Source organism: uncultured Thiodictyon sp. (assembly GCF_903946935.1).
Taxonomy (GTDB): domain Bacteria; phylum Pseudomonadota; class Gammaproteobacteria; order Chromatiales; family Chromatiaceae; genus Thiodictyon.
The window spans coordinates 1-1,528 of record NZ_CAJAXH010000194.1 but is presented as its reverse complement, the minus strand read 5'-3'; the positions used below and the strand labels follow the sequence as shown (position 1 = coordinate 1,528).

At 64.1% G+C, this 1,528-nt stretch carries 1 protein-coding gene; it reads right to left on the bottom strand.

All coding sequences use genetic code 11. The annotated features are described in order from the left end of the window. Positions 1-458: 458 nt before the first annotated feature. On the bottom strand, positions 459-1,313 hold the full coding sequence (locus QZX93_RS16195; protein WP_295384025.1) for a hypothetical protein: 855 nt from the start codon (positions 1,311-1,313) through the stop codon (positions 459-461). Positions 1,314-1,528 lie beyond the last annotated feature (215 nt).

Genomic DNA, 1,528 nt, shown 5'->3' with positions numbered 1-1,528 from the left:
TCCCGCGACACCGTCGCCGCCACCATCCAGCGCCTGGCACGCAACGTCCGCCTGGTGTTCGACTACCTGGGCATGACCGAAAATTCCCGCCGTCGGCGGGGACGGCCAGCCACGGCGGGCTAGAACGGATTTGCCGTGCGTTGCAGGTCTCGGTCGTTGTCAGCAAGAACCGCGGAGGGGCTGATGCGTCGCCCGCTAGCCCGGCTTCGACTATTCGGCCCCCAGTCGCCCCGGACGATGAAAGTCCCCCGTGGGAGCGGCCTCCGGCCGCGATGCGACGCTGCGGTAACTTGCGAGGTTTCGTCGCGGCTGGAAGCCGCTCCCACGGGGTCCCGGCGCGATTTTCACGGTAAACCCATCAAAGCGGAGCGCCAGACCCAAGCAACGACGATATGATCGATGCGACAACTGCCTTGACATTTAGCGGTTGGTTCGGCGTCGGCTCGGTGGCCTCAGCCTCAGTCAAGGAGGTGCCGTGAGGACAGCAAGTCCTCCTCGGCGGTGTCGCGCAGGATGGGGTCGTTCTTCTCCACCAGGCCCAGGAACCAGGCGTCTTGGCGCTGTTCCTCGGTGAGGTCATCGTCGGCTGGATTGATATGGCGAATGCGGGCGGGCGGCTCGCCGTCGATCTCCGTCTCGATCACGGTGGCGAGATAGGGGTAACGCTCCCGCTCCATGGACCAATCCACGGTATCGCCGGCCCGGGCGTGGGCGCGGTTGCGGTGGACGCGCAGCACGCCGTCGCCGCCGTAGCGCTCCCAGGTCTGGTCGAACCAATCCGCGGCGGCCCGCCAACCCTGGGCCTGGGCGTGCCAGAGGCCGGTCTCGATGAGTTGGGTGGTGCCGGCGGGCAGGGTCTCGATCTCCGACTTTGCCCGCTCCAGGTCGGCGCCGCCGGATCGGCGCAGCAGGATGGCGCGGCCAAGGGCGGGGTCATGTGACAGGTCTTCGCCGGTGATGTCGGTCAAGGCGTCGAGGTCGCCGGCTGGGCCTTCTTTGGGGCGTCGTGTCTGCTTGATCTGGATGGGTTGGCCGTTCATCGCCTGTTGCAGACGGCGGCGGATTTGGTCGCGTTTGGCGGCACTCTTGTCGTCCATGTCGAGCTGATCGGCCCAGTCCATGACCGAGTCTGCCTCGCCGAGCCGTTCCAGGTCGATTAGCGTATCCGCGAGCCCAATAACGATTGCTGGGTTGCGCGCGAAGTCTTGCTGGGCCTCGCGGTAGACCTCAACCGCCCGCTCGCGTTGGCCGGTGATGCGCAGGGTGTGGGCTAGGTCGGCACGGCAATAGGGGTCGTGCGGGAACAACCGCATGGCCGCACCGTAGACGGCCTCTCCGAGTTCGTTATTGCCATGGACGATCAACGCATGTGCGAGTTGGTTGTGGCGCTTAGTAACGATTCAAAAATAACTTAAACACTTTTATCAAGAGAACCCGTTGGGGTCAACAACGTAGTTCCATTGCCCAAGGCTCAGGTCATGCCGAATAAACTGATCTTTGATATCACGGAACCCGTCGGAGCATTTGC